The organism is Thioclava sp. 'Guangxiensis' (assembly GCF_045348365.1).
In the GTDB taxonomy this organism is placed as follows: Bacteria; Pseudomonadota; Alphaproteobacteria; order Rhodobacterales; family Rhodobacteraceae; genus Thioclava; species Thioclava kandeliae.
Genome location: NZ_CP155822.1, coordinates 964589 through 978363, shown reverse-complemented (window position 1 = coordinate 978363; position 13775 = coordinate 964589). Strand labels below are relative to the sequence as shown.

At 61.4% G+C, this 13775-nt stretch carries 11 protein-coding genes; 7 read left to right on the top strand and 4 right to left on the bottom strand.

Annotated elements, in window-relative coordinates:
* Nucleotides 1–45 precede the first annotated feature (45 nt).
* Together ABEB22_RS04875 and ABEB22_RS04870 are read right to left on the bottom strand one after the other, a co-directional pair.
* Nucleotides 46–1224, bottom strand: coding sequence for an acetyl-CoA C-acetyltransferase (locus ABEB22_RS04875; RefSeq protein ID WP_339113995.1), 1179 nt, complete (start codon nucleotides 1222–1224; stop codon nucleotides 46–48).
* 224 nt (nucleotides 1225–1448) lie between these two features.
* Entirely contained in the window at nucleotides 1449–2288 is an 840-nt protein-coding gene (locus ABEB22_RS04870; RefSeq protein ID WP_339113996.1) for an EAL domain-containing protein, read from the bottom strand.
* A 185-nt stretch (nucleotides 2289–2473) separates the two neighbouring features.
* Between ABEB22_RS04870 and ABEB22_RS04865 the strand changes: the two genes are divergently transcribed.
* Complete coding sequence (locus ABEB22_RS04865) at nucleotides 2474–3703, top strand: PAS domain-containing protein (protein ID WP_339113997.1); 1230 nt, start codon at nucleotides 2474–2476, stop codon at nucleotides 3701–3703.
* A 15-nt stretch (nucleotides 3704–3718) separates the two neighbouring features.
* Here ABEB22_RS04865 and ABEB22_RS04860 read toward each other — a convergent pair whose 3' ends face one another.
* Complete coding sequence (locus tag ABEB22_RS04860) at nucleotides 3719–4261, bottom strand: TlpA disulfide reductase family protein (protein ID WP_339113998.1); 543 nt, start codon at nucleotides 4259–4261, stop codon at nucleotides 3719–3721.
* Between the two features lie 27 nt (nucleotides 4262–4288).
* Between ABEB22_RS04860 and argH the strand changes: the two genes are divergently transcribed.
* The 3 genes from argH to ABEB22_RS04845 all read left to right on the top strand — a co-directional run bounded on the left by argH (nucleotide 4289) and on the right by ABEB22_RS04845 (nucleotide 9721).
* Nucleotides 4289–5695: an argininosuccinate lyase gene (argH, locus tag ABEB22_RS04855; RefSeq protein WP_406870947.1), complete on the top strand. Its 1407-nt coding sequence runs from the start codon at nucleotides 4289–4291 to the stop codon at nucleotides 5693–5695.
* Between the two features lie 144 nt (nucleotides 5696–5839).
* Nucleotides 5840–7105 carry a diaminopimelate decarboxylase gene (gene lysA / locus ABEB22_RS04850; RefSeq protein WP_406870946.1) on the top strand — a complete coding sequence of 422 codons (1266 nt, stop codon included), beginning with the start codon at nucleotides 5840–5842 and terminating at the stop codon, nucleotides 7103–7105.
* A gap of 45 nt (nucleotides 7106–7150) precedes the next feature.
* The gene (locus tag ABEB22_RS04845; protein WP_406870945.1) at nucleotides 7151–9721 is read left to right on the top strand and encodes a TIGR02302 family protein; all 2571 of its coding nucleotides are present in this window, start codon (nucleotides 7151–7153) and stop codon (nucleotides 9719–9721) included.
* 25 nt (nucleotides 9722–9746) lie between these two features.
* On the opposite strand, the gene ABEB22_RS04840 is transcribed toward ABEB22_RS04845, so the two are convergent.
* On the bottom strand, nucleotides 9747–11261 hold the full coding sequence (locus tag ABEB22_RS04840) for a zinc-ribbon domain-containing protein (protein ID WP_406870944.1): 1515 nt from the start codon (nucleotides 11259–11261) through the stop codon (nucleotides 9747–9749).
* 157 nt (nucleotides 11262–11418) lie between these two features.
* Here ABEB22_RS04840 and ABEB22_RS04835 point away from each other — a divergent pair, with 157 nt between their 5' ends.
* The 3 genes from ABEB22_RS04835 to ABEB22_RS04825 are packed head-to-tail and all read left to right on the top strand — an operon-like array spanning nucleotide 11419 to nucleotide 13720.
* On the top strand, nucleotides 11419–12090 hold the full coding sequence (locus tag ABEB22_RS04835; RefSeq protein WP_339114003.1) for an ATP-binding cassette domain-containing protein: 672 nt from the start codon (nucleotides 11419–11421) through the stop codon (nucleotides 12088–12090).
* The gene (locus ABEB22_RS04830; protein WP_406870943.1) at nucleotides 12090–12977 is read left to right on the top strand and encodes a cell division protein FtsX; all 888 of its coding nucleotides are present in this window, start codon (nucleotides 12090–12092) and stop codon (nucleotides 12975–12977) included. Before ABEB22_RS04835 ends, ABEB22_RS04830 begins: the two co-directional genes overlap by 1 nt.
* Nucleotides 12977–13720, top strand: a complete 744-nt coding sequence (locus ABEB22_RS04825) for a lysophospholipid acyltransferase family protein (protein ID WP_350936631.1) — start codon at nucleotides 12977–12979, stop codon at nucleotides 13718–13720. Before ABEB22_RS04830 ends, ABEB22_RS04825 begins: the two co-directional genes overlap by 1 nt.
* The last annotated feature ends 55 nt before the right edge of the window (nucleotides 13721–13775 follow it).

Here is a 13775-nt window from a genome sequence, read left to right as displayed (position 1 = left end):
GGCCCTTATAGTCTGTCCGTTATAATTCGTAGTGCGGTTGAGGGCTCATAGCCCTTCAAGGCACATTGCCACGCCCATGCCGCCGCCGATGCACAGCGTGGCGAGGCCTTTTTTGGCTTTGCTGCGCTTCATCTCGAACAGCAGGGTGTTCAGGATACGGGCCCCGCTTGCACCGATCGGGTGACCGATTGCGATTGCGCCGCCATTGACGTTCACCTTGGAGGTGTCCCAGCCCATATCCTTGTTCACGGCACAAGCTTGGGCGGCAAACGCCTCATTGGCTTCAATCAGGTCCAGATCTGCGGCCGACCACCCTGCCTTTTCGAGCGCCTTGCGCGACGACGGGATCGGACCACAGCCCATGATCGAGGGATCTAGGCCAGCCGTTGCATAGGAGGCAATTCGCGCCATCGGGGTAAGACCGCGTTTCTCGGCCTCTTCCTCGGTCATCAGTAGAACCGCAGCGGCGCCGTCGTTGATTCCCGAAGCATTCCCGGCCGTGACCGTACCGCCGTCGCGCATGAACGCGGGGCGTAGCTTCTGCATGCTCTCGATGGTGGCACCGTGGCGGATATATTCGTCGGCATCGACGATGATCTCGCCTTTACGGGTCGAGATCGTGAAGGGGATGATCTCGTCCTTGAACTTGCCGGCCTTCTGCGCAGCTTCAGCTTTCTGCTGTGAGGCGAGGGCAAATTCGTCCTGCATCTCGCGGCTGATCTTCCATTGGGCGGCGACGTTCTCCGCTGTCTGGCCCATATGGTAGCCGTTGAATGCGTCCCACAGGCCATCCTTGATCATGGAGTCGATCATTTTCATGTCGCCCATCTTGGTGCCCGAGCGTAGATGGGCGACGTGGGGCGACATCGACATGTTTTCCTGTCCGCCCGCGATGACAATGGAGGCATCGCCCAGCATGATATGTTGTGCCGCCAGCGCGACCGAGCGAAGGCCGGAGCCGCAGACCTGATTGATGCTCCATGCCGCCGACTCGATCGGCAGACCGGCGTTAATATGCGCCTGACGCGCAGGGTTCTGGCCTTGGCCGGCCGTGAGGACCTGTCCCAAAATCGTCTCGCTGACATCCGCCTTGTCGATGCCTGCACGCTCGACGACGGCCTCGAGGACGGATTTGCCAAGGTCTTGGGCTGGAACGTCTGCGAGTGATCCGTTGAAGCTGCCAACTGCGGTGCGTGCAGCCGAAACGATGACGACATTGGTCATTATTCTTTCCTCCTGAGAAGCGATTTCTATCGCGCTTGCATCGCAGGATGCCGTCTCGCAGGAGGAGGTCAAGTGTCAATCGTAAAGATTTCAATGATTTTTTGAAATATTGTTTTTCAGATGATGGCAAGAACGATCTGTTCGGTAAACCTTGCCACACAAGGACCGCGTCAGAGAAAATATCTGCAACAATGCAATTTCAGGACAAATACGAGTTAAACCGTTCACGCACGCATTCTGCCCGCCGGGGGCGTCTTCCAAGGTGGCATAATTGTTGGCGCTCCGAAATAGTAACCTTGCATGCAATCGACACCCAATGAGGTCAAAAATGCGGCATCGTCGCAGTTCTCGACAGCTTCGGCGACGGTGAACATCTCGAAATGCCGCGCAACCGACATCAGCGCCTCGGTCAGAACCTGATTATCGGGGCTTTCGGCGATGCCCTTGATGAACTGGCCATCAATCTTGAGAATATCGAAATAGAACTCGCGCAGGTAACGGAAAGACGTGTAGCCCGCGCCGAAATCATCCAGTGCAAAGGCAACACCACGCGCCTGTAGATCCTGCATGAAGACGGTGACCAGTTCCGGCATCTGCATCGCCGAGCTTTCGGTTATTTCCAGAATCAACCGCTCGGCAACCGTTTCATCGGCGGCCAGCCCTTTGTTCAGCGTCTTCATCCAGTTCGGATAGCCGATCGAACGCGCCGACATATTGATGGACAGGCGAAGCCCGTCATTCTCACGCAAGGCGATCAGGCCTGCCTCAAGCGCGAGGCAGTCCAGCTTGCGCCCGAGCGAGGTATTCTCGACCGTTTCGATGAAATCTTTGGCCGGAATGACACGGCCACGCTCGTCCAGAACACGGATCAGGCCTTCGTAAAATGCTATCTGATCGGGCCGCGAGGTCTGGACGACGGGCTGGAACGCGAGCACGACGTCGTGCCGTTCGACTGCACGCTCCACCATAGCTATGGTATTCTTGTCACGCTGGGCAATCGCGAAGGAAAGCGGGCTTTCGGACGAATGGTCGGTATCGAGATCGAGATTAGAATCGCTTTTCATCTTTTGCGCTCCGTCAGTGGACCGTGTGAGATTGCAACTTTAGGGCTAAGATTTTGTAAATAGGAATTTTCTCTTACCTTTATGGTAAACGGATCCTGAATGTCTGTGTGCTCAGCGGCGTAAACCAAACCGTAACCGCAATCGGCATATGGTGCCTGCAGATCCACGCAAAAGGGCATTGGTTTATGAACGCGCAGACCGGTTTTTCGACGACTCACGAGAGTGAGGCCCCGTTCGGTTTTGATGAACTGTTTTATTCTCGCACCGATACGCGCGGTGTCATTCAGGCGGGGAACGATGTCTTCCAGCGCGTCGCTGGTTTCTCGTGGGACGAGCTGATCAACGCCCCCCATAAGGTTGTTCGCCATAAGGATGTGCCCAAGGGCGTGTTCTGCATCATGTGGGACTCGATCCAGAAGGGAAACCCGATCGGGGCCTATGTGAAGAACCGTTGTAAAAATGGTGATTATTACTGGGTTCTGGCTGTAATTCTCCCAATTGAGGGGGGGTATCTCAGTGTGCGTCTCAAGCCGTCGAGTGATGTGTTCCAGCGGATCAAGGAGATCTATCCGCAAATCGTGGAGCGGGAGCAACGTGAGGGGCTGACAGCGGAAGACTCGGCAGATCTGCTGCGCGAAGAGGCGGCCACTCAGGGGTTCTCGAGCTATACGAGCTTTATCGCCTATGCTCTGGGGCAGGAGCTTGCAAAGCGTGATGACCGGCTGAAACGTACCGCAGACCGCCGTACCCGTATACTTGCCGAGATGAACCATGCGCTTGAGAAGGCGACCGAACAGCAGGTGAAGCTGCTGCGCAGCTTCGAGGCGCTGCAATCCGTTCCGAACAATATGCGAATCGTCGCTTCGCGGATGGAGCCTTCGGGCGGGCCGGTATCGGCGATTTCCGAGAATTACAAAGCGAGTTCTCAGGTTATTTCGCAGCGTCTGGCAAGTTTCGTCGGCGGTAGCGACAATATGTGCGAGCGGCTGTCCCGCGAGGTCGCGCGTGTCCTCTTCCTGATCGGTTGTAACCGTGTCATGTCCGAGATGGTCGTGAATATCGATAAAAGCGTTCCGGTCCCGCAGATTGACTGGATGGAGGAGCAGGCACTTCTGAACCGCCTCGAGGCGAAATGCACCGATGATGCTCGGGCAGCCATGTCACGCGCCGTCGGTTACGCGGCCGAACTCAATCGCGCCAGTGCCGATATTCGGCGCCAGATGCTGGGCCTCGACACGATCCGCGTGCTCGGGCGCGTGGAATGCGGCCGGATGCGGGATGTCGGTGGTCTTTCGACAACGATCGACCAGCTTGATTCCTTCCATGCCGATATCAAGGAACGGCTCGAGGCGATCATGCAGCTTTCCGAGGTCATCGAAAATGCGATGTCCTCCTATATGCGCAGCACCGCCTGATCCAACCCCTTAGATCTACTCGGAAACAACGGCGCGCAGAAATGCCTGCGCGTCCGTGCCGGACCAGTCGGCGCCGCCGATGAGCCGTGCTACTTCCTGCCCCTCGCGATTGATGATAATCGTTACCGGCAGGCCCAGCACCCCTAAGGACCGTGCGGCCCGTTGGGAGCGGTCGGTATATTTCGGCAGGCTCTCGACCCCGATATCGGCAAAGAACCGGTCGATCTTCTGCGCCGAATTTCGTCCGCTCGCAACCGTGACCACCGACAGATCATCCCCACCCACTGATCTCTGCAGGTTTTCCAGTGCCGGCATTTCCTCGCGGCAGGGAACGCACCATGTGGCCCAGAAATTCAGCACGACCACCTTTCCCCGGTAGTCTGCGAGATGGTGCGCTTGGCCCCCTTCATCCTCGAACGCCACATCCGGCAGGCTGATCGGCGCGTCATAGGTCACCAGTTTCTGCATCTCGCCGGTTTTGTACTGATCGAGCTCCGCAGCCATCGCCGCATTTGCACCAAGCGCGAGGGCCGTATAAAGGACGAGGGACCGCAGCATTTTGCCTCCAGATGACAGGGCCGAAAGATGACCGAACAGACCAGCGAACCGAAATCCTCCAACGCAATGTGGGGCGGGCGTTTCGCCGCAGGTCCCGACGCGATCATGGAGGCGATCAATGCCTCGATCGGGTTTGACCAGCGTCTTGCCGCACAGGATATCCGGGGTAGCCGGGCCCATGCCGCGATGTTGGCCGCGCAGGGTATCATCACTGATAACGATGCAAGCGCCATCAGGGAAGGTCTTCTCACCGTTTTGTCAGAGATCGAAGAGGGGAAGTTCACCTTCTCCACAGCGCTCGAAGATATCCACATGAATGTCGAGGCGCGGCTGAAAGAGATCATTGGCGAACCAGCGGGCCGCCTGCACACCGCGCGTTCGCGCAATGATCAGGTTGCGACCGATTTCCGCCTTTGGGTGCGCGATCAATGCGACGCAGCAATCAACGGGCTTGACGGGCTGATCAAATCGCTGATCGGTCAGGCCGAAGCTGGCGTCGATTGGGTTATGCCGGGCTTCACCCATCTGCAGACCGCGCAGCCGGTCACCTGGGGCCATCACATGATGGCCTATGTGGAGATGTTCGCGCGGGATCTGGGCCGGTTCACCGATGCCCGCAAACGTATGAACGAATCACCTCTGGGGGCGGCGGCGCTGGCTGGCACCGGGTTCGATATCGATCGCCATGCGACCGCGAAGGCGCTCGATTTCGACCGTCCGATGGCCAATAGCCTCGATGCGGTATCGGATCGTGACTTCGCGCTCGAATTCCTCTCGGCGTCCTCGATCTGCGCCGTGCATATGAGCCGTCTGGCCGAGGAGTTGGTGATCTGGTCCTCCGCGCAGTTCCGTTTTGTCGCAATGTCGGACAAATGGTCGACGGGTTCCTCGATCATGCCGCAAAAGCGCAATCCCGATGCGGCCGAGTTGATCCGCGCCAAGATCGGCCGTATCCTCGGTGCGACAGTGGCCCTCTTTACCATCATGAAGGGCCTGCCGCTCGCCTATTCCAAGGATATGCAGGAAGACAAGGAGCAGGTGTTTGATGCCGCCGACAACCTCATGCTGTCGCTGGCGGCGATGGCGGGCATGATCTCCGATCTGACCGTCAAGACCGACAAGCTCGAAGCGGCGGCATCGAGCGGCTTTTCCACCGCGACCGATCTGGCCGACTGGCTCGTGCGCGAGGCGGGTCTGCCCTTCCGCGACGCCCACCATGTGACCGGCACTCTGGTTGCAATGGCCGAGGACAAGGGCTGCGATCTGCCGGATCTGACGCTTGCCGATATGCAGTCGGTCAATGCAGCTATCACCGAGGACATTTTCACGGTGCTGGGTGTGCATAACTCTGTTGCCTCGCGGATGTCATATGGTGGCACCGCGCCCGCGCAGGTGCGCGCCCAGATCACCCGTTGGAAAGAGGCGCTGGCATGAAGGCTGCACTTGTCCTAGCGCTTCTGGCGCTGGCGGCCTGCGGGGTCGAAGGTCCGCCGGTCTCGCCTGCCGAAGCACAGCAGAACCAATAATATCAGGCCGCCCGGCACGGGCGGTCCTCTTACAGGGTATCGGAAAGACCTCATGGATCACTTCACATATAAAGATGGTGCGTTGCATGCCGAGGATGTGCCCGTATCGGAGATCGCCAAATCGGTCGGCACGCCGGTCTATATCTATTCGGCCGCCACGCTGGAACGTCACTTCAAGCTGTTCCAGGAGGCGCTTGGCTGGACCGATCATCTGATCTGTTTCGCGATCAAATCGAACAGCAATCTGGCGGTGCTTAAACTGCTGGGTGATCTGGGCGCGGGTATGGATGTGGTCTCGGGTGGGGAATATCGTCGCGCCAAGGCTGCGGGCGTCCCCGGCGAGCGGATCGTGTTCTCGGGCGTGGGCAAGACCCGCGAGGAGATCGCGCTGGTGCTTGACGGTGGTATCCGCCAGTTCAACGTGGAATCCGAGCCTGAATTGCTGGCCATTTCGGACATCGCAGCGGCCAAGGGGCTCAAGGCCCCCATCGCCATCCGCGTGAACCCCGATGTGGATGCCAAGACCCATGAGAAGATCGCCACCGGCAAATCCGAGAATAAATTCGGGATTCCTATCGCTAAGGCGCAGGCTGTCTATGCGATGGCGGCAAAGCTGCCGGGGATCGATGTCGTGGGTATTGACGTGCATATTGGCTCGCAACTGACCGATCTCGAACCCTTCGAAGCCGCTTTCAACAAGGTGGCCGAACTGACACGCGCCCTGCGCGCCGACGGTCACGATATCCGTCGTCTCGATCTGGGTGGCGGTCTGGGCATTCCCTATCAGCGCGATAATAACGCACCGCCCCTGCCGATCGAATATGGCGATGTCATCCGCCGTGCGGTGGGCGATTTGGGCTGCGAGATCGAGATCGAGCCGGGCCGTCTAATCTCGGGCAATGCCGGTATTCTGGTCTCCGAGGTGATTTATCTGAAAGAGGGCGAGGGCCGGAACTTCCTGATTCTCGACGCGGCGATGAATGATCTGGTGCGCCCGTCGATGTATGGCGCGCATCACGACATCATTCCGGTGGTCGAGGCACAAGCCGGCGTCGAGCAGGAGCCCTTCGATATTGTGGGCCCTGTCTGCGAGACCGGCGACACTTTCGCCAAGGCCCGCAATCTTCCACCCGTAGGTGCCGGAGATCTTGTAGCTTTCCGCTCGGCAGGGGCGTATGGTGCGGTCATGGCCTCCGAATATAACTCGCGCCCGCTGATCCCCGAGGTTCTGGTGCGTGGTGATCACTTCGCTGTTATCCGCCAACGACCAAGCTTTGAGGAAATGCTTTCTCGCGATAGCATTCCAGAGTGGCTCTAAGCACGACCCTGTTTCGGGCGTGTCCGACACGCCCGGAAAGGACCGATGACAAAGCGCAAGCCTGATCCCGTCCTCTCATCCACCGATCCCGCTCTGCGGAAGGTGTCCCGCAAGATTTCGCAGACCCGCCTCGGGCTTGTGGTCGAACGTGGTTTGCGTGCCTTCTGGCCCGCGCTTTCGCTCTTGGCCGTTGCGGTGGCGGCGCTTGCCTTCGGGCTGGCTGAACTGCCTGCGGGTGTGTTCTGGGGGATCGTGCTCCTCTGGGCGTTGGCGCTTTGTGCCACATTAGCCATTGGTTTCAGAGCGTTCCATTGGCCCAGCCGTGCCGAGGCCCTCGCGCGGGTTGATGAAACCCTCCCAGGTCGTCCACTGACCGCTTTGGGTGATGGTATGGCTCTGGGCGGGGACGATCCGGCCACCGCGGCCTTATGGCAGGCCCATATGACCCGCATGGCCGAGCGTGCCAAGGCGGCCAAGGCAGTGCGCCCCGATCCCGATCTCGCACCGCGCGACCCTTACGCGCTCAGGATGACAGCGATCCTGTTGCTGGTTGTTGCGCTCGTCTTTGGCGCGCCCGCGCGGATGTTCAATCCGGGCGCTGTGCCGGGCGGCACCGCGCCCGCCCTCGCCGCGATGGGCCCCAGCTGGGAAGGTTGGGCCGAGCCGCCGCGCTATACCGGCCAGCCCGGCCTCTACCTGAACAATCTCAAGACCGATACGCTCACGTTGCCAGAGGGCACGCGGTTTTCTTTCCGCTTCTATGGCGATGCAAGCGCGATCGGCTTTACCGAAAGCGTGTCTAGTCCTGCGGCGGTCCCGCAATCCGAGGCCACCACCGATGTCTCGCGCCGCGATTTCGAGGCGGTGCAGAACGGGATCGTCGAGATATCTGCCAATGGCGGGCGCAAGTTCGACATCATAATTGCCCCTGATAACGCCCCCGAAGTGGCGCTGACGGGCAGCGTGGAACGCCGTGCCGATGGCACGATGGTTCTGCCCTTCCACGCCTCCGATGATTATGCCGTGACCAGTGGGCAGGCGAAGATCAAGCTGGATCTGGCGGCCATCCCGCGCAAATTCGGGCTGAAAATCGATCCCGAGCCGCGCGAGACCCTGATTTTCGATCTGCCGATGCCCTATACCGGTTCGCGCAGCGATTTCGATGGTTCACTGGTCGAGCAGGCCGAGAAGCACCCTTGGGCCAACCTGCCGGTGAAGCTCGAGCTGGATGTGACCGACGGGCGCGGCCAGACCGGCAGCAGCGGCTGGCAGGAGATCACCCTACCGGGGCGGCGCTTCTTCGATCCGTTGGCCTCGGCGCTGATCGAGATGCGGCAGGACCTGCTGTGGAACCGCGAGAATGGCCCTTATGTCGCCGAGATCCTGAAGGCCCTGAACAATCGCGCTACCGATTTGATCCGCTCGACCGAGGTGCGGGTTCTGCTGCGGGGCGTGATCGGGCGGCTCGATCAGGGGCTCGAGACGCCCGGGGTGCGCGATGAGCTGGCCGATATGCTTTGGCAGATGGCCGAGCTGGTCGAGGATGGCGGGCTGTCCAATGCGCTCGAACGGATGCAGCGCGCGCAGGAGCGTCTGTCGGAGGCCATGCGCAACGGCGCCTCGCAGGACGAGATCGACAAGCTGATGCAGGAGCTGAAAGAGGCGACCGACGACTATATCCGCATGCTGGCCGAGCGGAACAAGGATCAGGGCGACCAGCCGCCGCAGGACGGTCAGCAGCAGGGCCAGCAGATCACCGGTGACCAGCTCCAGCAGATGATGGACGAGATCCAGCGCCTGATGAAGGAAGGCCGCATGGCCGAGGCGCAGGAGCTTCTGGAACAGTTCAACCGCATGATGGAAAACATGCAGGTCACGCAGGGCCAGGGCGAGGGCAACCAACAGATGCAGAGCCTGCGCGACACCTTGCGCGACCAGCAGGAACTGTCCGACGAAGCCTTCCGCGATCTGCAGAATGGCGAACAGGGCCAAGGTCAGCAGGGTCAGGGTCAACAGGGCCAGTCGCAGGGTCAGCAGAATGGTCAGGGCCAGCAGAGCGGAGAGGGTCAACCTGGCCAGGGCAATGGCAGCTCTGGTCAGAGCCTGTCCGAGCGCCAGCGCGCGCTGCGGCAGGAACTCGACCGCCAGAAGGGCCTGCTACCCGATCTGGGCTCGAAAGAAAGCGACCGCGCGCAGAAGCGTCTCAATGACGCCGGCGAGGCGATGGAACGTGCCGAGGAGGCGCTTCGCGAGGGGGATAATGGCCGTGCGCTCGATAATCAGGCCGAGGCGATCCAGTCCCTGCGCGACGGGATGCAGGCGCTGAACAATGCACAAAACGGCGAGGAACGCCGTCAGGCGGGCCAGCAGGGCGAACAGGGCGAGGCACGCGGCGGCGAGGGCGGACAGAATGGCCAGCGCGAGGTGCCGAGGGATCCACTCGGCCGCTCGGCGGGCGATGGCAACCGCGTGGGCACCGACGAGAATATGCTCCAAGGGGAGAACCCCTATGGCCGCGCGCGCGATCTGCTGGACGAAATCCGCCGCCGTCAGGCCGAACGCGACCGCAGCGCGGACGAGCGCGATTATCTCGACCGGCTGTTGGACCGGTTCTGACGGGCGGGATTTGGCGGCGCGGCGTTCAGTTCGTGCCGCCCAGCCAGACAATCAGCTTCTCAAGCTGTATATCAAGTGCCAGACGCGCCTGATCGACAGCCGCGACATAGCCTGCCAGAGGCACCTGCAGTGCGGGGATCGTGGCCGAGATTTGGTCCGAGGCCAGATAGAGCGCCGCCATGATCACTGCCAACCCTACCACCAGCCCGAAGCCCAGCCGGAACCCGCTGCGCTGGCGTGCCAGTGTCTGCGGCGCATCGAACGCGGCGGCATGACGACCGCGATCAGAAGTGGCGCGCAGCGTGGAGTTGATCTCCTCGATATCGGGCAACTGGTCGCGACGGCTGAAATGGTTGACCTTGTCGACCGGATGGAGAGGCGGCGCAGGCGGCACGAGGACTGGCTCGACATGCAGGAGTTCGGTTTCTTCCTCCGGCGTTTCCGGTTCGGGCTCTTGTGGCGCTTCGGGCTCGGTCGCGGTGTTTCCGGTATAGCTGACCGAGACATGGGCCTTGTCCTTGGCAGCTTCCTCGGGCTTTTGGGGTTCGGAAGCTTCGGGTTCCGGCTCTTCGGAACCAAGAAAATCATCCTCGTCCAGCGTCGCGCCGATATGGTAATCGGGATCCTCGTTCGCAAATTCCTCGGGGCTCAGCGGTTCTGCATAGGCCGCCACGACGGGAATGTCCTCGGGGTCGTCCTGCGAGAATTCGGGTGCGGGAAGGACGGCCTCGAATGCGTCCTCCCCAAAGGATAGCTCGTCCTCGGGGATCGCCTCGTCGGGCTCGTATTCCGCGGATCTGTCTTCCAGGCCGTCCTCGGTTTCGGCACATGGCGTGCCCTCTGGCCAGAAGTTATCCTCCTCTCCGGAGACGGTGTCCGCCGGGCTATCTTCCTCGACGGTCCGGTCCTCGACCGGCTGCGCGGTTTCGGCTTTCTGTGTCTGGCGCAGAAGAGCCAGCTTGGCCTGCACACGGCTGGCGGCGGCCTTGGCGACCGGCTCGAGGTTCATTTCTTCTTGCGTCTGCAGCAGACTGCCCTCGGCACGGCGGGCTTGCGCCTCGCGCTCTGCCTCTTCGCGAAGGATCGCCAGAAGCCCGTCATCAAGCTTGCGGCGCGGCATCAGGCCCGGTTGGGGTGCGGGGCGAAGCTCCTCCCCGATCTCGTTGTCCGGATCGCCAGAGAGCTCCTCGGGCTCGGAGCTCTCTGCCATCACGGGCTCTTCCGGCAGGGCCTTGTTATCCTCGAGCGCCTTGGCGATTTCGGCGGCAATGGCATCGTCGTGGAGATCCTGCGCGCGGTCGGCATCGGCCAGATTGCGGATCGTGCCGCCCGGTTGCCACTCGGATTGTGGGGCCTCGCTGAAACCGGGGGCCTTGGCATAACGGGGATCCTCGGCCGGATGGGGCATGGCCAGCATGCGCGCCGACGGCTGGAACCACATCGTCTGGCAGTTCGCGCATTGCACATCGCGCCCGCCATCGGGAATGACCTTGTCGCTGACTTCGTATTGGGCTGCGCATTTGGGGCAGGTCAATCGCATTGGGGATATGCCTCGGTCACTATATATGGGCCCAATGTCCGCTCGGGACGTTACCGCCAATCTGGCAATTCATTTTACGATGTTGTAGCAAGCAGCCAATCAATATCCAAGTATTAGCATCGATCAGAGCAAAAATGACGATGCGAGGGGGCCTTTGGTGATCGAATTAGAAAATGTCGCGATTGGCTATAACGGGATCGAGCTTCTGTCGGAGGTCTCTCTCAGGCTCGTCCCCGGATCGTTCCATTTTCTGACGGGCCCGTCCGGCGCAGGGAAAACCTCGTTTCTGAAGATGTGCTATGCCGAACTGTTGCCGGTGGCGGGCCATATCAGCCTGATGGGGCAGGATGTGCGCGCCATGACCCGCGATGACCGCGCGATGATGCGTCAACGGATCGGCGTGGTGCATCAGGACTGCCAGTTTCTCGACCATTTGCCGTTGATCGAGAATGTCGCGCTGCCGCTGACCGTCTCGGGGCGGCCCGCGCATCCGCAGGAAATCGGCGAGCTTCTGGCCTGGGTCGGGCTGAAGGCGCAGGCCAATGCCCTGCCGCCCCAGCTTTCGGGCGGCGAGCGTCAGCGTGCGGCGCTGGCCCGCGCGGTGATGATGAGCCCCGATGTCATTCTGGCTGACGAGCCTACCGGCAACCTCGATTGGGAAATGTCGCTCAGGCTGCTGGGGCTGTTGGTGGAGCTGAACCGGATGGGCAAGACGGTGGTGATCGCCACCCATGACCTCAACCTGATCCGGCAGGCCAAGGCGCAGGTGCAGGCGCGGGTTTTGCGAATATCGGGGCGGCGGTTGCAATTGGCGGGGGCGGACCTGTGATGATGAATTTCCTCAAGATCGAGCAGGGCACGGCGGGGAGGGTCGTCCCGCCCACGGGTTTCACCGCGCGGCTGACGCTGATCACGGCCGCCGCGATGGCCTTTCTGGCGGTCTTCGCGCTGGCGCTATCGCTCGCGACGAACCGGCTGGCGCATCGCTGGGCCGATGCCTTGGCGCGCACCGCCACGGTGCGGATCTCGGCGCCCGAGGACCAGATGCAGACGCAGGTCGATGCGGTTCTCAAGGTGCTGGGCGAGACGCCGGGTATCTCGGACTACAAGGCGCTGGATGATGACCAGATGCTGAAGCTGTTGAAGCCGTGGTTCGGCTCCGACCTGCCGGTGGATACGCTGCCGCTGCCGCGCCTTGTCGAGATCACCGAAAGCGGGCAGGGGATCGATGTGGAAGGGCTGCGGCTCAGGCTGCAGGCCGAGGCCCCCGGTGCGGTGCTAGATGACCATACCCGCTGGCGGCGCCCGCTGGTGCAGGCGGCCGGCCGGCTGCGGATGCTCGGGCTGGTGTCGCTTGTCCTGATCGGAGGGGCCATGGCGGGGATGATCACACTGGCCGCGCAAGCGGCGCTGGCGGCCAATGGTCAGGTGATCCGCACGCTGCGCCTTGTGGGCGCGCGCGACCAGTTCATCGCCCGCGCCTTTGTGCGCCGCTTCACCGCCCGCGGACTGGCGGGGGCGATGATCGGAACGCTTCTGGGCATGGCCGCTGTGGCGATGCTGCCCGATGCAAGCCCCGCAGGGGCCTTCCTTACGGGGCTCGGCTTCACAGGGGCGGGTTGGTTCTGGCCGCTTCTGATTCCGGTTCTGGCGGCTGTTGTGGCCTATGGGGCCACGCAATTTGCCGCTATGCGCATGCTGAAAGGGATCCGCTGATGCAATATCTCCGCTCGCTCGTCTTTATCGTCCAGATGTATCTGGTGATGGCCGTGATGACGGTCTGCCTGTTTCCGTTCGCGCTGATTGGCGGGCGTAACGTGGCGGTGATGATCTGCCGGACCTACTGCCACTGGATCCGATTTACCGCGCGCTGGCTGGTGGGGCTGCGCACCGAGGTGCGCGGCACGGTGCCCGATGGCGATGTGTTGGTCTGCGCCAAACACCAGAGCTTCATGGATATCCTGATAATCTATTCGGCCCTGCCGAAGGGCAAGTTCATCATGAAGCGCGAGCTGGCCTATATGCCGTTTCTGGGATGGTTCGCATGGGCCATCGGCTGCATTCCGGTGAACCGCGGCAAGGGCGGTGCAGCGGTGAAGGCGATGCTGAAAGCCGCCAAGAAAGGGCAGGAAAAGGGCGGGCAACTGGTGATCTTCCCGCAGGGCACCCGTGTCGCGCCCGGTGATACCAAGCCCTACAAGGTCGGTGCGGGGGCACTCTATTCCACGCTGAAGACGGCGGCGGTGCCGGTGGCGGTGAATGTGGGGCTGTTCTGGCCCAAACATGCGATCCTGCGCAAACCCGGTCTGGCGGTGATCGAGTTCCTGCCTGCCATCGAGCCCGGTCTGAAGGTCGATGCCTTCATGGCAGAGATCGAGACCCAGATCGAGACGCGGTCGAATATGCTGATGGCGGAGGCCGGGATGCCGATTGTGGCCGAACTGGATCCGAAAGGCTGATCCCGCTCCGCACCAAAAGAAAGGCCCCCGCTCAGCAGGACTGGCGGGGGCTTTT

Bases quoted from the DNA above. Each gene is read 5' to 3' on its own strand.
- ABEB22_RS04870 (WP_339113996.1), bottom strand. From the start codon at position 2,288: ATGAAAAGCGATTCTAATCTCGATCTCGATACCGACCATTCGTCCGAA.
- lysA (WP_406870946.1), top strand. From the start codon at position 5,840: ATGGATCACTTCACATATAAAGATGGTGCGTTGCATGCCGAGGATGTG.
- ABEB22_RS04860 (WP_339113998.1), bottom strand. From the start codon at position 4,261: ATGCTGCGGTCCCTCGTCCTTTATACGGCCCTCGCGCTTGGTGCAAAT.
- ABEB22_RS04875 (WP_339113995.1), bottom strand. From the start codon at position 1,224: ATGACCAATGTCGTCATCGTTTCGGCTGCACGCACCGCAGTTGGCAGC.
- ABEB22_RS04830 (WP_406870943.1), top strand. From the start codon at position 12,090: ATGATGAATTTCCTCAAGATCGAGCAGGGCACGGCGGGGAGGGTCGTC.
- ABEB22_RS04840 (WP_406870944.1), bottom strand. From the start codon at position 11,261: ATGCGATTGACCTGCCCCAAATGCGCAGCCCAATACGAAGTCAGCGAC.
- ABEB22_RS04845 (WP_406870945.1), top strand. From the start codon at position 7,151: ATGACAAAGCGCAAGCCTGATCCCGTCCTCTCATCCACCGATCCCGCT.
- argH (WP_406870947.1), top strand. From the start codon at position 4,289: ATGACCGAACAGACCAGCGAACCGAAATCCTCCAACGCAATGTGGGGC.
- ABEB22_RS04865 (WP_339113997.1), top strand. From the start codon at position 2,474: ATGAACGCGCAGACCGGTTTTTCGACGACTCACGAGAGTGAGGCCCCG.
- ABEB22_RS04825 (WP_350936631.1), top strand. From the start codon at position 12,977: ATGCAATATCTCCGCTCGCTCGTCTTTATCGTCCAGATGTATCTGGTG.